Source organism: Mesorhizobium sp. WSM4830, assembly GCF_055811495.1.
The window spans coordinates 24,763-40,818 of record NZ_JBVVQI010000018.1; the positions used below are offsets into that span (position 1 = coordinate 24,763).

The 16,056-nt window shown below is 63.0% G+C and carries 14 protein-coding genes; 7 read left to right on the forward strand and 7 right to left on the reverse strand.

Annotated features, from left to right (window positions below):
• Nucleotides 1-2: 2 nt before the first annotated feature.
• The 3 genes from AC0L2Y_RS21855 to AC0L2Y_RS21865 all read right to left on the reverse strand — a co-directional run bounded on the left by AC0L2Y_RS21855 (nucleotide 3) and on the right by AC0L2Y_RS21865 (nucleotide 3,322).
• Nucleotides 3-1,184: an MFS transporter gene (locus AC0L2Y_RS21855; protein ID WP_473559421.1), complete on the reverse strand. Its 1,182-nt coding sequence runs from the start codon at nucleotides 1,182-1,184 to the stop codon at nucleotides 3-5.
• Nucleotides 1,185-1,312: 128 nt separating this feature from the next.
• Nucleotides 1,313-1,522: a DUF2061 domain-containing protein gene (locus tag AC0L2Y_RS21860; RefSeq protein ID WP_292658743.1), complete on the reverse strand. Its 210-nt coding sequence runs from the start codon at nucleotides 1,520-1,522 to the stop codon at nucleotides 1,313-1,315.
• Nucleotides 1,523-1,657: 135 nt separating this feature from the next.
• Nucleotides 1,658-3,322 carry a Na/Pi cotransporter family protein gene (locus AC0L2Y_RS21865; protein WP_473559424.1) on the reverse strand — a complete coding sequence of 555 codons (1,665 nt, stop codon included), beginning with the start codon at nucleotides 3,320-3,322 and terminating at the stop codon, nucleotides 1,658-1,660.
• Nucleotides 3,323-3,700: 378 nt separating this feature from the next.
• Here AC0L2Y_RS21865 and AC0L2Y_RS21870 point away from each other — a divergent pair, with 378 nt between their 5' ends.
• The 5 genes from AC0L2Y_RS21870 (at nucleotide 3,701) to AC0L2Y_RS21890 (ending at nucleotide 9,596) form a co-directional block, all read left to right on the forward strand.
• Nucleotides 3,701-4,090 carry an RcnB family protein gene (locus tag AC0L2Y_RS21870; protein WP_352669659.1) on the forward strand — a complete coding sequence of 130 codons (390 nt, stop codon included), beginning with the start codon at nucleotides 3,701-3,703 and terminating at the stop codon, nucleotides 4,088-4,090.
• Nucleotides 4,091-4,249: 159 nt separating this feature from the next.
• Nucleotides 4,250-6,211 (forward strand): DNA primase, encoded by a 1,962-nt coding sequence (gene dnaG / locus AC0L2Y_RS21875; RefSeq protein WP_473559426.1) that lies wholly within the window; start codon nucleotides 4,250-4,252, stop codon nucleotides 6,209-6,211.
• A 374-nt stretch (nucleotides 6,212-6,585) separates the two neighbouring features.
• The gene (gene rpoD, locus AC0L2Y_RS21880) at nucleotides 6,586-8,607 is read left to right on the forward strand and encodes an RNA polymerase sigma factor RpoD (RefSeq protein ID WP_352466688.1); all 2,022 of its coding nucleotides are present in this window, start codon (nucleotides 6,586-6,588) and stop codon (nucleotides 8,605-8,607) included.
• A gap of 207 nt (nucleotides 8,608-8,814) precedes the next feature.
• Nucleotides 8,815-9,108: a GYD domain-containing protein gene (locus tag AC0L2Y_RS21885; RefSeq protein WP_352566065.1), complete on the forward strand. Its 294-nt coding sequence runs from the start codon at nucleotides 8,815-8,817 to the stop codon at nucleotides 9,106-9,108.
• Between the two features lie 107 nt (nucleotides 9,109-9,215).
• A complete protein-coding gene (locus AC0L2Y_RS21890) occupies nucleotides 9,216-9,596 on the forward strand; it encodes a thiol-disulfide oxidoreductase DCC family protein (protein ID WP_473559429.1) in 381 nt (126 codons plus the stop codon).
• Nucleotides 9,597-9,654: 58 nt separating this feature from the next.
• Here AC0L2Y_RS21890 and AC0L2Y_RS21895 read toward each other — a convergent pair whose 3' ends face one another.
• Nucleotides 9,655-9,912: a DUF2798 domain-containing protein gene (locus AC0L2Y_RS21895; RefSeq protein ID WP_473559556.1), complete on the reverse strand. Its 258-nt coding sequence runs from the start codon at nucleotides 9,910-9,912 to the stop codon at nucleotides 9,655-9,657.
• Nucleotides 9,913-10,184: 272 nt separating this feature from the next.
• Between AC0L2Y_RS21895 and AC0L2Y_RS21900 the strand changes: the two genes are divergently transcribed.
• The gene (locus tag AC0L2Y_RS21900) at nucleotides 10,185-10,865 is read left to right on the forward strand and encodes a PadR family transcriptional regulator (protein ID WP_352566061.1); all 681 of its coding nucleotides are present in this window, start codon (nucleotides 10,185-10,187) and stop codon (nucleotides 10,863-10,865) included.
• 114 nt (nucleotides 10,866-10,979) lie between these two features.
• Nucleotides 10,980-11,270, forward strand: a complete 291-nt coding sequence (locus AC0L2Y_RS21905; protein WP_023678291.1) for an HlyU family transcriptional regulator — start codon at nucleotides 10,980-10,982, stop codon at nucleotides 11,268-11,270.
• A gap of 8 nt (nucleotides 11,271-11,278) precedes the next feature.
• Here AC0L2Y_RS21905 and AC0L2Y_RS21910 read toward each other — a convergent pair whose 3' ends face one another.
• From AC0L2Y_RS21910 to AC0L2Y_RS21920, 3 genes are all read right to left on the reverse strand, one after another.
• A complete protein-coding gene (locus AC0L2Y_RS21910; RefSeq protein ID WP_473559431.1) occupies nucleotides 11,279-13,855 on the reverse strand; it encodes a polynucleotide kinase-phosphatase in 2,577 nt (858 codons plus the stop codon).
• On the reverse strand, nucleotides 13,852-15,234 hold the full coding sequence (locus tag AC0L2Y_RS21915; RefSeq protein ID WP_473559433.1) for a 3' terminal RNA ribose 2'-O-methyltransferase Hen1: 1,383 nt from the start codon (nucleotides 15,232-15,234) through the stop codon (nucleotides 13,852-13,854). The genes AC0L2Y_RS21910 and AC0L2Y_RS21915 overlap by 4 nt, the downstream gene beginning before the upstream one ends.
• A gap of 130 nt (nucleotides 15,235-15,364) precedes the next feature.
• Nucleotides 15,365-16,009 carry an FMN-dependent NADH-azoreductase gene (locus AC0L2Y_RS21920; RefSeq protein WP_473559435.1) on the reverse strand — a complete coding sequence of 215 codons (645 nt, stop codon included), beginning with the start codon at nucleotides 16,007-16,009 and terminating at the stop codon, nucleotides 15,365-15,367.
• Nucleotides 16,010-16,056: the final 47 nt, after the last annotated feature.

The following is a 16,056-nucleotide window of genomic DNA, read 5'->3' on the forward strand; positions in this document are numbered from 1 at the left end:
CCCTATTCGGCGGCAGCCGGCAGCGGCGGCGCAGCCCGGCTGCGCCATTCCCAGACATGCGAGGCAAGCGCAACCGCGACGGCGACCAGCATGGCGATCGCGCCAACCACCGCCAGGCTGCGATAGCCATAGCCGGCATTGAGCATCGCCGCGCCGAGCGATGCGGCGAGCGCGATGCCGACATTGAAGCCCGACGGAATGAGTGACGAGGCAAGGTTGGAGGCATCCGCGGTCCAGGTCAGTATGCGGGTCTGGATCGGCGTGCCGATGGCGAAGTTGAGGCCGCCCCAGACGAAGATCGCCATCACCATCGGCAGTGGGTAAGGGCTGACGGCGTAGATCAAGGCGAGCATTGCCGCCTGCAGGAAAAGCATGGCGATAAGCGACGGCATCAGCTTCCAGTCGGCGAGCCGCCCGCCGACGAAGACGCCGATCGTTGCGCCGACCCCATTGAGCAGGAGCACCCAAGGTATCCATTTCTCGTCGAGGCCGGTGATCTCGAGCAGCGTCGGCGTGATGTAGGTGAACAGGCCGAACTGGCCGATCATCAGCATCAGCATGATAATGAGCGAGGTCCAGACCTGCTGGCGTGCGAGCACGCGGACCTCGCTGCCAAGGCTCGCCGACGGGCTCGACGATCCCGTCTTGCGCGGCAGCAGAGCGCCGATGGCCGCGAAGGCCACCACGCCGAGGCCACACATCACCCAGAATGTCGCGCGCCATCCCCAGATGTTGCCGATTGCCGTGCCGGCCGGAACGCCGATGACATTCGATACGGTGAGGCCGGACAGGATCAGCGCCACCGCCATGCCGCGCTGGTCTTCGCGCACCAGGCCGACGGCCACCACCATGGCAACGCCGAAATAGGCGCCGTGCGCCACGGCCACGGCTATCCGCAACAGCAGCATCGAGGCGAAGTCGGGCGCCAGCGCGCAGGCGGCTTGGCCGATGGTGAAGGCTGCAGTCAGTCCAAGCAGCAGGGCCTTGCGGGAGAACCTTTTGGTAGCGAGCGCCAGCAGCGGGCCGCCGGCTGCAATGCCGCCGGCATAGCCGGACACGAGATAACCGGCGGTCGGGATCGCGACGCCAAGGCCACCGGCCACCTGCGGCAGCACGCCGGCGATGACGAATTCGGTGGTGCCGAAGGCGAAGGCGGCAATGAACAGGGCAATGAGGGGGAGCATGGCGGAAAGGCGATCCTCGGATAAGGTCGCCTCAAACCACGGATGAGGGCAGCGGGCAATCCAGAAATTGTCGACGCCGCTTTAGCTTTTCTTGATCGCCGGTCAGGCGCCCGCCGCGGAGGCAAGAGCTAGGCGGCTGCCTTCCTCCCGTAAGGAATTTTCAGCCACGCCCGTTCGTGAAGATAGTAGAGCAGCGACTTGGTGACGACCTCGGTCAGGCCGATGGCCGCGGCGAGCTTGATGCTTCCCGTCACAACGAGCGAAATGATCATCGTGTCGATGGTACCGGTGATGCGCCAGGAAAGCGCTTTGGCGAAGCTGCGCGAATGGGTATCCATCGACTTTCCTCCCCGTAGATATTGGACGACCCTTTAGCCGACAGACGGGAAGCGGCGCAAAGATAATTTTTGCGCCTTGGCCCACTGCAATTTTCATAGGCGATGTCCTGAAGCAACCCGGCCTGTGGACGCAATCTATCCGGCCTTCAGCCGCGAACCGGTGAGCAGGCCGCGCTCTTCAAGCACGGGATAGGCCATCGAGGCGAGCAGCGAGTTAATCTGCTTGAGGTCGCGAATGGTGTCGAGATGGATGGAACTGGTCTCGACACTCTTGGCGGTGCCGTCGCGCAGCCGCACGAAATGGCTCTGGCTGGTTTCCTTCTCGCGGTCGCGCAGCCGGTCCTTTTCCAGTACCAACTGGCGAGCGGTCTCCGGATCGCGGGATACCAGCACGTTGAAGGCTAGCCTGGCATTGGCAAGCACCAGAGCATGGAAGGCGCAAAGCTCGCGCCAGCCTTCCGGCGTGAACTCCAGTCCGCGCTCGAATTTCTTCTTCACGTGGACCAGCATGTTGCGCACGATGATGTCGCCGACCTGCTCCAGCTTGACGCAGGCGCCAATCAACTCCTGGCAACGCAGGGCCTCGTCCTCGCTCAGCGGGTTCTTGGTGACCTTGGCCAGATAGAGCTTGATCGCCGCGTGCTTCCTGTCGACACGATCGTCGAGCGCGGCCAGCGCGCCGATCTTGTCGGCATCGGCGCTCTCATAGAGCTCGATGATCCGTTTCAGCATGATCTCGACCGTCTCGCAGACCCGCACCACCTCGCGGGTGGCGTTGGCCAATGCCTGGCTGGGCACGTCGAGCGCACTTTCGTTGAGCGCCGAAAGCTCGACGACGTCGAGCGCATTGGCGGGCTGCGGCTTGGTGCCCAACGCCACGATCTTTTCCGAGGCGCGATAGACCAGGCTCGCCAGCGGCAGGCCGGCGATCAGGATCAGGATGTTGAAGACGATGTGGGCATTGACGATCTGCTCGGGCACAGTGCTTCCCAAGAAGGCGACCGGCGGCTTGAACGTCAGGAACAGGATCAGCATGATCAGCGAGCCCATGCCGCGCATCAGGAGATTGCCGATTGGCACGATACGAACGCCGGGTTCTGCGTTGCGGGTTAGAAGCGGCGCGATGATCGAAGAGCCGAGATTGACGCCGAGCACCAGCACGATACCGAGTTCGGGCGGGATGAAGCCGCGGCCGGCCAGCGTCACCATCAGCAGCACCGCGGCGATCGAGGAATGGAACAGCCAGGTGACCAACGCCGCCAGAAGATAGGCGGTGACCGGATCGCCGGAGAAGTAGTCGACGATGAGCGGCATCAGCGTGCTCTGGCGCAGCGGCTCCGACGCCTGGCCGATCATCTCCAGCGACAGAAGCAGCAGGCCGATGCCGACCAGGATGCGGCCGAACTGGCGCCAGTCGCGCCGCTCGGTGGCCATGAACATGACGGTGCCGGCGACCAGGCAGACCGGCACCAGCAGCGACAGATCGAAGGTAAGCAGCTTGACCACGAGCGCCGAGCCGATCTCGGCGCCGCGCACCGCAAGCTGGCCCGACATGCCGCTGACGATGCCGGAGCCGGCGAATGAGCCGACCAGCAAGGTGACGGCGGTCGAGCTTTGCAGTGCGACCGCCAGGCCGCAGCCGGCCAGAACCGCCATCAACGGATTGCGCATGGTGGCGCGCAGCTTGTGACGCAGCACATCGCCATAGGCGCGCTCGACGCCGGTCTTCACCAGACGGGTGGCAAACAGCATCAGTGCCACCGCACCGGCAAGGTGCAGCAAAACGACTGAGCCACTCATGCCCGGCCCCGCAACGCGACAGGTGCCAGCGACGCGGGCGCGGTGAAGTCAAAGGGGCGAAAGTGGGCGCGAATCGTGGACATTGCAGAGGTTGATGTTACTCCGATTTATTTTAGCCGAATAATAAATTTTGCCCGGCTCGGACGCCTGTTGCCACGCGACGGGGCGTGTCGGAAATGGATGGCTGGCAAAATGGTTGCATTGCCGGCTGGGCTGCGGAGGGTCACGCAGCCCAGGCGGAGTGATCGCTTTAAAGGTAGTACTCAATTAGGCGGCCTAAATATAAGTAATCATTACGAAAACGTAATCTGTGTGTTCAGTTTCGGTTCATCCTTCCGGCTCTATTCCGTAGGCATCGACAACCAAGGAGTACCCGCCATGAAACGCATCGTTCTTTCCGCCATTGCCTTCTCGATGCTGGCTGCAACCACCTTGCAGGGCCAGGCTGCACCTCTGAACACACCAAACGCGCCGCAGTCGAACTACAGCCAGGTCGACTGGCAAAAGCCCGGCAGGCATGTCGAGGTGAACAAGCATGTCGACGTGAACAAGCGCGTCATAGTGAAGAAGAAGGTCGTGGTGAAGCGCAGCCATTGGCGCAACGGCCAGAGATATTCGAGCTGGAAACGTCACCAGCCGATCCGCGACTATCGCCACTATGGCCTGCGCCGTCCGGGTCCCGGCCAGGAATGGATACGGGTCGGCAACGACTATCTGCTGGTCAGCGTTCTCTCCGGGCTGATCTTCGGCGCCATCGCCGCGCAGTGAGCCCGGAACGGCTGACGGGCGCTGCGTCGGGCTTAGATCGAGAAGGCGGCCCGCGGGCCGCCTTCTCTTTTTGGCCTGTGAAAACCGGGTATGTTCACCATTAGGAGTCGTCGGGCTTCGCCCGTGTGATTATATGGAAGCCAAACGAGCTGTCCCCCCATGCGCTTTCCGCCTGCTTTCCTTGACGAGATCCGCGACCGCGTACCGATTTCTTCGGTGATCGGCCAGCGCGTCGCGTGGGACAGGAAGAAGACCAACGCGCCGCGCGGCGATTATTGGGCGTGCTGTCCGTTCCACGGCGAGAAGAGCCCGTCCTTCCATTGCGAGGACAAGAAGGGCCGCTACCACTGTTTCGGCTGCTCGGTTTCGGGCGACCATTTCAAGTTCTTGACCGAACTCGATGGGATGAGCTTTCCCGAGGCCGTCGAGAAGATCGCCGACATGGCCGGCGTGCCGATGCCGGTTCGCGACGCCGATGAGGAGCGGCGCGAAAAGGAACGCGCCAGCCTGACCGACGTCATGGAGATGGCGACGGTGTTCTTCCAGGAACGGCTGCAGGGACCGGAAGGGGCAAAGGCCCGCGCCTATCTGCGCGACCGGGGGCTGACACCGACGACGCAGCAGTCTTTTCGCCTCGGCTATGCCCCCGACAGCCGCAATGCGCTGAAGGAGCATCTTGCCGCCAAGGGTGTCCCCAAGGCCGACATCGAGGCGTGCGGGCTGGTGCGCCATGGCGACGACGTCCCGGTTTCCTACGATTGGTTCCGCGACCGCATCATGTTCCCGATCCCGGATTCCAGGGGCAAGATCATCGCCTTCGGCGGGCGGGCACTGGCGCCGGATGCGCTGGCCAAATACATGAACTCGCCCGATACGGAGCTCTTCCACAAGGGCAACGTTCTCTACAATTTCGCCCGTGCGCGCCAAACGCTCGGAAAGGGGGCGCTGGGAAAGGGCGGCACGGTCATTGCTGTCGAAGGTTATATGGATGTGATCGCGCTGGCGCAGGCCGGCTTCGAAAACGTGGTGGCGCCGCTCGGCACCGCATTGACTGAAAACCAGCTCGAACTTCTATGGCGCATGGCTGGCGAGCCGGTGCTGTGCTTCGACGGCGACCAGGCCGGGTTGAAGGCAGCGTGGCGCGCCGCCGACATGGCGCTGCCGGCGGTCCAGGCGGGCCGCTCCGTGCGCTTCGCCCTGCTGCCGGAGGGCAAGGATCCCGACGATCTGGTCAAGGGTGACGGACCGGATGCGTTCCGCGCCGTGCTTTCCGAGGCGCGGCCGCTGGCCGACCTCTTGTGGATGCGCGAGACGGCCGGCGGCATCTTCGACACGCCGGAACGGCGGGCGGAACTCGAAAAGACGCTGCGCGAACTGACCAGCCGCATCCGCGACGAGAGCCTTCGCTATCACTACCAACAGGAAATGCGCGAGCGGGTACAGAGCTTCTTCGGGACCCAGCGCGGACGCCAGGGACGTCAGGACGGACGGTCCGGGGAGCGCTTCCCGGGCAGGGTCTCAGCACCCGGCGGACAGTTTGCACGTGGCGGCGGTGCCGGTGGGCGCACCGCGATCACCGAAAGCCTCGGCCGCTCGGCGCTGGTCAAACGCGGCGGCGAGGGCATGTCGGTGCGCGAGGCGACGATCATTGCGGCCCTCGTCAACCATCCCGTGCTGATCGACGAGAATTTCGCCCATGTCGAGTTCCTCGATCTCGCCAACTCCGATCTGAAGCGGCTGCATGCGGCCATCCTCGACGCCATGGCGCACGATATGGCCAACAACCGCGAGGCTGTAATCGCGACGATCGAGCGGGCCGGCTGCGGTGAGATCTGGCAGCGCGCGGTGGCGCTGATCAAACGTGCGCGGCAATGGCCGGCGCTGGAAACGGCAGCACTCGACGATGCTCGCGATGCGTTCAGCCAGGCTCTCCACTTGCAGCGCAGCGCGCGCACCTTACATAAGGAGCTGAAGCAGGCGGAAGCAGCGCTCGCCAGCGATCCCACGGACGAGAACTACCGGCACCTGGTCGAAATCCAGGCGCAATTTCGTGATGTGCAGGCAACGGAAGCGCTGATCGAAGGGTTTGGCGTATCATCGGGCAGGGCTGGGCGCGTCTAGATCGAAGCCTCCAGAAGACTGAAATGTAAGGACGTGCTTGCACGTTGAATCAAGCGTGCGGTGCTCTAAGTCGGGTAATTGATTCGCTTTTTTCATGCGAATCATGCGAGAGGCGCTTGACCTTCCGGCAGAATGGCGGAATCAGGTCGATTCGAAACGTTAACCCGCCCCGGCATCGACGGGAATGCAGCGATGTAAGGTACTGATCACTGGACAGGCAGTCAGCTTGCCACAGATATCAGGGTTAATCTGGACTTAACGAGAGATGCAGTTACTGGCCCGGTAAAGCGCGTTCTGGAAGGAGCGCATCCAATTTGACCGGACCGGCAGCGTACGCGGCTTTGATACTCAGCCGCTTGGAGAAAATAAAGACTATGGCGACAAAAGAAAAGGAAGAAGTCGAGACCGAACGCGAGGCCGCGACCGATGGCCCTCTGCTCGACCTTTCCGACGATGCTGTCAAGAAGATGATCAAGGCCGCCAAGAAGCGCGGTTATGTCACCATGGACGAGCTGAATTCGGTGCTGCCCTCGGAGGAAGTGACCTCCGAGCAGATCGAGGACACGATGGCCATGCTTTCCGACATGGGCATCAATGTGGTCGAGGACGACGAGCAGGGCGAGGAGCCCGAAGCCGCCGATACCGCCGCTGATGCCGAGGAAGATGCCAACGAGCTGGCCGAGCAGACCGGCACCGCCGTCGCCGCCACCACGACCAAGAAAGAGCCGACCGACCGCACCGACGATCCGGTCCGCATGTATCTTCGCGAGATGGGCTCGGTCGAGCTTCTGTCGCGCGAGGGCGAAATCGCGATCGCCAAGCGCATCGAGGCCGGCCGCGAGACGATGATCGCGGGCCTGTGCGAAAGCCCGCTGACTTTCCAGGCCATCATCATCTGGCGTGACGAGCTCAACGAATCGAAGATCCTGCTGCGCGAGATCATCGACCTCGAGGCGACCTATGCCGGGCCGGAGGCCAAGCAGGCGCCGGTTGTCGAGCGTATCGAGGAAGCCAAGACCGAGGAAAAGTCGCGCCGTTCGCGCGAGGACGAGGACGACATCACCAATGTCGGCGGCGACACCCGTGGCCTGGTGGACGACGACGAGGAGGACGATGACGAGGCGAGCCTGTCGCTGGCGGCGATGGAAGCGGAACTGCGCCCGCAGGTGATGGAGACGCTCGACGTCATTGCCGACACCTACAAGAAACTGCGCAAGCTGCAGGACCAGCAGGTCGAGAACCGGCTGGCTGCCGCCGGCACGCTGTCGCCCAGCCAGGATCGCCGGCTCAAGGAGCTGAAGGACCAGTTGATCAAGGCGGTGAAGTCGCTGTCCTTGAACACGGCGCGCATCGAGGCGCTGGTCGAGCAGCTCTACGACATCAACAAGCGCCTGGTGCAGAACGAAGGCAAGCTGCTCAGGCTGGCCGAAAGCTATGGCGTGCGCCGCGAGGAATTCCTCAGGGAATATCAGGGCTCGGAGCTCGATCCGAACTGGACTCGCTCGATCGGCAATTTGACCTCGCGCGGCTGGAAGGAATTCACCAAGAACGAGAAGGACGCCATCCGCGACCTGCGCGCCGAGATCCAGAACCTCGCCACCGAGACGGCGATTTCGATCCAGGAATTCCGGAAGATCGTCAACCAGGTGCAGAAGGGCGAGCGCGAAGCCGCGATCGCCAAGAAGGAAATGGTCGAGGCCAATCTGCGCCTCGTCATCTCCATCGCCAAGAAATACACAAATCGCGGCCTGCAGTTCCTCGACTTGATCCAGGAAGGCAATATCGGCCTGATGAAGGCGGTCGACAAATTCGAATACCGCCGCGGCTACAAGTTCTCGACCTACGCGACATGGTGGATCCGGCAGGCGATCACCCGTTCGATCGCCGACCAGGCGCGCACCATCCGCATTCCGGTGCACATGATCGAAACGATCAACAAGATCGTGCGCACCTCGCGCCAGATGCTGCATGAGATCGGCCGTGAGCCGACGCCGGAAGAACTGGCGGAAAAGCTCGCCATGCCGCTGGAAAAAGTGCGCAAGGTGCTGAAGATCGCCAAGGAGCCGATCTCGCTCGAAACGCCGGTCGGCGACGAGGAGGATTCGCATCTGGGCGACTTCATCGAGGACAAGATGGCGATCCTGCCGATCGACGCGGCGATCCAGGCCAATTTGCGCGAGACGACGACGCGCGTATTGGCCTCGCTGACGCCGCGCGAAGAGCGCGTGCTCAGAATGCGCTTCGGCATCGGCATGAACACCGACCACACGCTGGAGGAAGTCGGCCAGCAGTTCTCGGTCACCCGCGAGCGCATCCGCCAGATCGAAGCCAAGGCGCTGCGCAAGCTCAAGCACCCGAGCCGGTCGCGCAAGCTCAGAAGCTTCCTCGACAGCTGAGGCCGGGTGACGGATAAGCAGTTTAAGGGGCGCCGGTGGCGCCCTTTTCCGTTTTGGCACAGGCGATCACGATTGGACATGCCGCTCTTGCGGGTCGTGCCCTACGAGAGGATAATTCCGCGACGGACGCATTCTCTGGGCGATAAACCCGGATGCCCGCCCCGGCGGTTGGACGCCGTGCTCCGTGGCACCGGAGGGAGGTGTGGCATGACAACTTACATCGTGCTGATCAACTGGACGGAGCAAGGCGCAAAAAATGTGCGCGAGTCGCCGAAGCGGCTCGATGCCGCCAAGAAGCTGCTGGGCGACATGGGCGGGTCCTTCAAGGCATTTTATCTCACCATGGGGGATTGCGACATGGTGGCCGTGCTCGAAGCGCCCGACGATGCCGTCCTGGCCCGCTTCTCGCTGATGCTGGCGGCGGGCGGAAACGTCAGGACGCGGACGCTCAAGGCTTTCCCGGAGGATGCCTATCGCGAGATCATCACCTCGCTCGGGTGAGTTGCGCTCCAGGCTTGGCCGGCCATTTCGCGGGTGAAGTGTTGCGTTGCGGCGTAATGGCGTTTGCCGGATAGTCCGTGCGCGTCCCTCTGGTGCCGTTTCGAAACATGAGCAAGCCGCTGCTGACCGTCTGGTATAATACGCGCTGTCCGGTCTGCGATGCCGGCATCAGCCGGCAGAAGCGGCGGCTGATCGAGGCGGTCAAGGCCGGGCGGATCGAATTTCGCGACATCAATGCCGAACCGACGGCGCTGGCCCGCTACGGCATAAGGCTGGAGGATATCCGCCGCCGGCTGCATGCGACCGACGCCGGTGGCAAATTGCTGGTCGGCGCCGATGTTGCCGTTGCGGTGTGGCTGATAACGCCGGGCGAGGGCTGGTTGGCGACGCTGTTCGGCAATCCCGCCGCACTGCCTTTGACGCGCTATGCCTATGATCGTTTCGCCGATCTGCTCTACGCCTGGAATCGGCGCAAAGGCCGCTGGTGACGGGTCCGTTCACTTGGCAAAGGCCCGGAGATTGTTTCCGGGCCTTCGCATGGGCCGGCTATCGGGCCACAGGCTCGCAAAGCCAGCCAACGATGCGGCGCACCGCCGGCAGCACCAGCAGCAGCGTCCGAAACGCTACCAGCCAGGACAGGGCCCAGGCCGTCAGCCAGGTGGCAGGCATGTCGGGCTGGAAGCCAAGGCTTTTCAGTGTCGAGATAAACGATACGATGAACGTCATCAGCAACGACAGCACTAGCGGGCTGACGATGGCGGCATAGTGCGCTGGCAGCTTTCTGCGCGAGGTTTTCACGATCATCTGGGATTTTCCCTGAAGCATCCGGTCCGTCGCCGTGGCATCCATTCGCCGGTCTTTTCGGCGTCACTGCCCGGAACGACCGGGGTGGATGCGTTGCTTCACGTCAGACGCTTACGGAGCGGTCTTCGACCCTCACGCGCTTCCTAGCTGCGTTCTCCGCCGAAATCAATCCTGCTGGCGCCATTTCAGATACATCGTAAGATATATCTTGACTCGGTCGCTGTAGATATCTAATTGAGATATATCGTAAGACATAACTCAAGGAGCGGACAATGCACAAAGGCAATCATTTCGGGCATCATCGTTTTGGCGAACACGCCGAACGTGTTTTCATGCATATGGCCGGCAAGTTCGGTGGGCGCGGCGGCTTCGGCCCGTTCGGGCATGGCATGAGAGGCGGCGGACGCGGCGGACCGGGCGACATGTTCCGCGCCGGGCGCATGCTGGCCGACGGCGACCTCAAGCTGATCACGCTGTCGCTGTTGGCCGAGGCGCCGCGGCACGGCTACGATATCATCAAGGCGCTGGAGGAGCGCACCAGCGGCGTCTACAGCCCGAGCCCCGGCGTGGTCTACCCGACGCTGACCTTCCTGGAAGAGGCCGGCTATGCCGTTTCTGCGGCGGAAGGCAACAAGAAGGTGTTTTCGATCACCGAGGCAGGGCAGGCGCACCTCAACGAAAATCGCGAGATGATCGACCACGTGCTCGACCATCTCGAGCGCTTCGGCCGCAAGATGGCTAAGGCGCGCGACTGGTTCGGCTGGAACGATGACGGCGACGGTGGCCGGCGCGGCCGCGGCCGCTCGGAAAAGCGCGACGAGTTTCGCGCCGTGCGCCACCGGCTGCGCGCCGCGCTCGGCGAAATCGTCGATGCGCCTGAAGCAAAGCAGGCCGAGGCAATCAGCATATTGGAAGCTGCCGCGGAGGCCTTGGAAGCGTTGTCGCGCGACTGACCTCTGAGTGCCAAGCCAGCTGCGGCCCTTGCCCGCTCGGCCAAGGACCGGTACTGAAAATCATCCTGCACCGCGCTATGTGGTGCAGGATGATTGCCGTTGGAGGATACCCCCATGTCTTTTCTGAAGCGTCTTTTCGGCGGAGGCAACGAAGCCGCCGAGCCAAAGACAGCGGCGCCGGCAAAGCAGATCGAGCACAAGGGATTTTTGATCAGCGCCACTCCCTACAAGGCGGAGGGCCAGTACCAGACCTGCGGCGTGGTTTCTAAGGAGATCGACGGCGTGATGAAGGAGCACAAATTCATCCGCGCCGACCGTTTCGCCGGACTTGATGACGCTGTCGACATCTCGATCAAAAAGGGCATCCAGCTGGTCGATGAGCAAGGCGAGAAGATCTTCGGGTAGATCGGCTACTACAGCCTTGGGTCGATTGGCTCGCTTTCCAACGCCAGCACGGCGAAGACACACTCGTGAACCCGGCGAAGCGGCTGCCTGGCGACAAATCGCGTTAGCGCTTCGTGACCAAGCGCGAACTCTCTGAGCGCCAGGCTGCGCTTGCCGGCCAGGCCGCGTTCTCGGAGGCGGACGAGATTGTCGGGCGCGTCATATTCGGGACCATAGATGATGCGCAAATACTCCGGGCCGCGGACCTTCAGGGCCGGCTGGATGAGCCCCTTCTTGCCACGGCTGACGAAGTCGCGTGGTTTGACCACCATGCCTTCGCCGCCCGAGCCAGTCAGCGCCTCCCACCAGGCGACGGCCTCGGCACACGCGCTGCCGTCGGCCAGATCAACCATACGCCATCGAGTCGGCGTGACCACGCCGCCACGGGCAGCCAGACGGTCCGCGAGCGACATGTGCCAGACATGGTCCTGGTCAAACCAGACACGTCCTTCGCTGGCCAGCAGGTGGAAAGGCGCGGCCTTAAGGTCCTCGACGCCCGAAACTGGCCATACGTAGGGCGCCCAGGCGGTGGCGTATTTGGCTGCGCGGGCGGCACGGTCTTCAAGGCGTGCGTTCAGGCCGGCTGCATCGACGCCGCGCGCCATCGCACGGGCCAGCGCCTCACGGCTGGCTTTGAATCCGGCGGCAGAAGATATCGCCACCGGCGCATATTGGCTTTCGATCAGACTGCCGGCCTTGGCCGACCAAGGCATTATCTCGGCGTCCAGCAGCAGCCAGTCGCTGTTCAATTCTTTCCACAGGTCCGCCGCGTCGACCTCGGTGCGAAGACGGGCGAGCAGGTCCTCCGTCATGGCACTGTCGTTGAAAAAGGACCGTCCGGTGCGGGTCCAGATTGCGCCGGTTTCGTCGCCCGGGATCCCGAAGCGGCTGCGTGCCGCCTGCGCGTTCCGGCAGAGCGCGATCACTGCCCGCGAACCCATGTGCTTCTCCTCGCACACGATCTGGGCAACGCCGCGCTCGCGGAAATAAGCGAAGGCATCCTCCGGACGTTCCAGCCAGCCGTCCTGGCTGCTGGTCTCGGACGGCGACATGGTCGGCGGCAGATAGACCAGCCATTGCGGCGAGAGCGCGAAGCGGCTCATCACCTCCAGTGCTGCCGACGCGTTCTCCTCGGCCACGACAATCCGGCCCCTCAGTCCGGTCTCGATCCAACGGCGCCCGGAAACGTCTTGATAATCGAGCACGCCGTCGGCGTCGGCCTGCGCCGATTTGTCCTGACCGGGCCCGCCCAGCGGACGTATCGGCTCCGACCAGGTCTGGATTGCCGGCACCTCGACCAGTTCGCGTTCCGGCCAGCGCAAGGCCGTCAGCTTGCCGCCGAATACGCAACCGGTGTCGATGCACAGGGTGTTGTTGACCCATTCGGCCGATAGCGTGGGCGTATGTCCATAGATAATGGCCGTCTTGCCACGATAGGCCGCAGCCCAGTCGGCACGGACGGGCAGCCCGAACTCGTCGGTCTCGCCTGTGGTCTCGCCGTACAGAGCGAACTCGCGCACAGCGCCGGAACCGCGTCCGATCATCTCTTCCTTGAGGCCGGCATGGGCGACGGCGAGGCCTCCGCCATCGAGCCAGACATGGCTGCGCAGGCCGTCGAGAAAGGCGGGCAGCGCCTCGCGCAGGCCTCGGTCCTGTGCACCTAGCTGATCGATAGTCTGCTGGAGGCCGTGGGCGACCGTGACCTTGCGGCCTTCTAGCCAGCGGCTGAGCTTGCGTTCATGGTTGCCCTGGACACAGTAAGCCGTTCCAGCCGCGACCATGCTCATGGCGATGCGCAGTACGTCGGGCGAGTTGGGGCCGCGATCGACGAGGTCGCCGACAAAGACGATCTTGCGGCCCTCTGGTGGAACCACCGTGACCGTTCGGTCGCCCAGATGCTCAGACCAGACGATGCCGTAGCCCAATCGAGCGAGCAGGGTATGAAGCTCATCCGAACAGCCGTGGATGTCGCCAATGATATCGAACGGGCCATGATCGTCGCGCTTATCGGTCCACAGCGGCTGTCGCGACACCTCGGCCGCGTCGATGCTGGCCTCGCTGGTAAGCTTCCAGACCTGGCGGAAGCCCTCGCGTTGCAGGCCGCCAAGACCTTTGCGGATCTCGGTTGTCATGCGCTGGGCGACCCCGGCGCCAAACGGCCGGTCGGCTCGCACCGCATTGCGGGCGACGCACACCTCGACGCCTGGATCGAGGACCACGGCGACGGGCAAAGCGTGCCACTTGCGCGCCAGCTCAATCCAGGCCTTGCGGTCGGCGGCTCGCACATTGGTGGCGTCGATGACGGCCAGCCTGCGGCGTTTAAGCCGCTTGCCGGCTATCTCGCGAACCAGATCGAAGGCATCCGCAGAAACGTCCTGATCGGTTTCGTCGTCGGAGATCAGCGCCCGGCACTGGTCCGAGGAGATGATCTCGGTCGCCAGGAAATGCTTGGCGGCGAAAGTCGACTTGCCCGATCCGGTCGAGCCGATCAGCACGACGAGGGCGAAGTCAGGAATGGTGAGGTTGGTCTTGTTGGGTTCTCTCATCGAGTGAACACCGCCATCTGTGTGGGGGCGCCGAGGGTCGGGTCCTCGGCTCCGATACCGCTGAAGGTGGCCGAATAGCCATAGATCTCGCCGATTTTGGCCGCCCAGGCTTGGAACTGAGCCCGGCTCCATTCGAAACGGTGATCGGGATGGCGGAATGCGCCGGCGGCCAGTCTTGGAAACAGAGCGTTGTAGTCCGCATTCGGAGTGGTCACGATAACGGATTTGGGCGCCGTCTCACCGAAAACGATGCGTTCGACCAGGGGCAGCCTGTCCTCGTCGAGATGCTCGATGACCTCGACCAGAACGGCGACGTCGGCTGCGGCCCAACGGCTGTCCCGGTAGGTCAGCGATCCATGCAGCAGCGTGACCCGGCCCTCGGGTGGCCCGCCTAATTCGTTCAGCTTGAGACGCTTTGCAGCCCATTCCAGTTCGCGTGCCGCCGGATCCAGCCCGAACAGCTTATGCACCCATCGCTCGCGCACGAGCCGACCGAGCAGCTTGCCTTCGCCGCATCCCAAATCTGCAATCGAGGTTGACCCCGTCGCCTGAATGGCCTGGACCACAGCTTCCATGCGCAGATCGTTGAGCCGGATCGGCGTCTCCAGCACTTCCTCGGGTGTAACGCGCAGCTCGGCAGGTTGTGCCTCGCCAGCCGTCTCGGGAGCCAGCCGCTCCAGGGCGATGCGGGCCAAAGCCCTGCGATTGCCAAGATAGCGACGCACGATCAGGTCTTTGGCCGGATGGTTTTCCAGCCACCCCTCTCCCTTGGACAGCAGCTTGTCGATCTCAGCTTCGCCGACCCAGTAGTGCTTGGCATCGTCCATCACCGGGATCAGCACATAGAGGTGATTCAACAAGGCGCTGAGCCGGCCGGTGCCGGTCAGCTTCAGATGGCCATATCGGGGCTCGCCTGCAGCCCCCCCGACTCCTTCGATTGGCGTCAGATCGACTGTCCAGCCCAAGGATTCGAACAAACTTCGAACCAGAACCTCACCGCCGCGCATTGGCAATGGCGTAACCACGGCTTCCAGCGGCAGTTCGCTGTCGGCTAGTTCCTGGCGCTCCTTCGATATACCGGTCATCGTCGTCCGCAGCATCTTGTTCAGCGCCACCGACAGGAAGGATGATGCAGCGTAAGGCCGGTCGTTCACATATTGGTCGAGCAAGCCTTCTGCCTGGCCTTTGCCTCGCACCAGTCCCACCGGGTCGACGTCGAGCAGGAGTGCAGCCTCGCAACGCTCTTCGGTTGCCTCGGGATAGAACAGCCACGCCTTGCCGAAAGACAGGTCGGTCTCGTGCAGACGATCCGGATGCTTGTGCAGCAAGAAACCGAGATCGGTGGCCGGACGGTGCGTTGTGGCAACAGACAGGAACATCCGCGACCGATAGCGCAGACAAGCGGAATAACCAATGGCGGTTGTGTGGCCCACCACAAGCTGTCGCTAACGAAAAACAAGGGCAGGCGCCGGGCGCCTGCCCTTGTACAATTCAGACGATGCTGACGCTTTACGCCGCGGTGGCAACGCGCTCGGCATCACCGGTCGCGGCCACAATGGCGTCGACCTTGGCCGAGGCCTTGGCCAGCGCTGCTGCCACCGCATCGGCGCCCATCCCGACTCCTTCGATGCGGATGACCTCGACATCGGTCATGCCGAGGAAGCCGAGCACGCTGCGCAGGTAGGGAATGGCGTGATCGAACTGCACGGCCGCACCTTCGGAATAGATGCCGCCCGAAGCCAGCACGACATAGACCTTTTTGCCGGTGACGAGGCCCTTAGGGCCGCTCTCGCCATAGGCAAAGCTCCTGCCGGAACGGGCGACGTGATCGACCCAGGACTTCAGCGTCGAGGAGATGTTGAAGTTGATGAAGCCGGTGGCGAGAATCACCGTATCGGCGGCGAACAGTTCATCCAGCACGACATCGGAAACGCCAACGACTTCAGCTTGGCGCTGGGTGCGCGCTTCGGCCGGCGTGTAGATGCCAGTCGCATAATCGGCATCGATGTGCGGCAGCGGATTGGCGACGAGGTCGCGCACGACAAGCGTGTTCGACGGATCGGCGGCAACAAGCTTTTCAGCGAATTCAGTAGCAATACGGGTCGAGTGTGAGGCAGCGCCGCGCGGGCTGGATGTGACAAGAAGGATGGACATAATGGGGTCTCCAGGTTGGATCAAAATCTCCCGACAAATATGTGCGC

Coding starts and splice junctions, on each gene's coding strand:
- AC0L2Y_RS21855 (WP_473559421.1), bottom strand. CDS start 1,184: ATGCTCCCCCTCATTGCCCTGTTCATTGCCGCCTTCGCCTTCGGCACC.
- AC0L2Y_RS21860 (WP_292658743.1), bottom strand. CDS start 1,522: ATGGATACCCATTCGCGCAGCTTCGCCAAAGCGCTTTCCTGGCGCATC.
- AC0L2Y_RS21865 (WP_473559424.1), bottom strand. CDS start 3,322: ATGAGTGGCTCAGTCGTTTTGCTGCACCTTGCCGGTGCGGTGGCACTG.
- AC0L2Y_RS21870 (WP_352669659.1), top strand. CDS start 3,701: ATGAAACGCATCGTTCTTTCCGCCATTGCCTTCTCGATGCTGGCTGCA.
- dnaG (WP_473559426.1), top strand. CDS start 4,250: ATGCGCTTTCCGCCTGCTTTCCTTGACGAGATCCGCGACCGCGTACCG.
- rpoD (WP_352466688.1), top strand. CDS start 6,586: ATGGCGACAAAAGAAAAGGAAGAAGTCGAGACCGAACGCGAGGCCGCG.
- AC0L2Y_RS21885 (WP_352566065.1), top strand. CDS start 8,815: ATGACAACTTACATCGTGCTGATCAACTGGACGGAGCAAGGCGCAAAA.
- AC0L2Y_RS21890 (WP_473559429.1), top strand. CDS start 9,216: ATGAGCAAGCCGCTGCTGACCGTCTGGTATAATACGCGCTGTCCGGTC.
- AC0L2Y_RS21895 (WP_473559556.1), bottom strand. CDS start 9,912: ATGATCGTGAAAACCTCGCGCAGAAAGCTGCCAGCGCACTATGCCGCC.
- AC0L2Y_RS21900 (WP_352566061.1), top strand. CDS start 10,185: ATGCACAAAGGCAATCATTTCGGGCATCATCGTTTTGGCGAACACGCC.
- AC0L2Y_RS21905 (WP_023678291.1), top strand. CDS start 10,980: ATGTCTTTTCTGAAGCGTCTTTTCGGCGGAGGCAACGAAGCCGCCGAG.
- AC0L2Y_RS21910 (WP_473559431.1), bottom strand. CDS start 13,855: ATGAGAGAACCCAACAAGACCAACCTCACCATTCCTGACTTCGCCCTC.
- AC0L2Y_RS21915 (WP_473559433.1), bottom strand. CDS start 15,234: ATGTTCCTGTCTGTTGCCACAACGCACCGTCCGGCCACCGATCTCGGT.
- AC0L2Y_RS21920 (WP_473559435.1), bottom strand. CDS start 16,009: ATGTCCATCCTTCTTGTCACATCCAGCCCGCGCGGCGCTGCCTCACAC.